This window comes from Sphingomonas turrisvirgatae, assembly GCF_001721295.1.
Taxonomy (GTDB): Bacteria; Pseudomonadota; Alphaproteobacteria; order Sphingomonadales; family Sphingomonadaceae; genus Sphingomonas; species Sphingomonas turrisvirgatae.
On sequence record NZ_MDDS01000084.1, the window covers coordinates 1 to 413 of the forward strand.

At 41.6% G+C, this 413-nt stretch carries 1 protein-coding gene; it reads left to right on the forward strand.

Going from position 1 to position 413, the window contains the following annotated elements; translation table 11 throughout:
• The coding region (locus tag BFL28_RS20435; RefSeq protein WP_206599154.1) for an AI-2E family transporter at positions 1 to 413 on the forward strand (413 nt) is incomplete at both ends.

Consider the following 413-nt stretch of genomic DNA (forward strand, 5'->3'; position numbering starts at 1 on the left):
CCTGTGGTCATCCCATTTATTGGTGCTTTTTTCCTGGCTTATTTATTTAGTCCACTAGTCGAAGTTCTAGTAAAAATTAAGATACCTCGCTGGTTGGCAATTAGTATTGTTTTTATTGGTATAGGTGTAACTTTAACCGTTGCATTATGGTACCTGGTTCCACTGATCTGGAAACAACTTGTTTACGCTCGAGACAGTATTCCAGCGGGGATCCATTGGATTAATGCAGAGCTATTACCGTGGATTTCTTCGACATTCCATGTCCAGCAAATGGAAATTGATACCGATCAAATGTCCAAAGCTGTGATGGATTATGTTCAGACCAATTACAGTGCCGATAGTATTCAAGCAAATTTAGTAAGGCCCCCACAATCAGAACGCAACTCTATTCGACGGCAGCGCAGGCACGTATC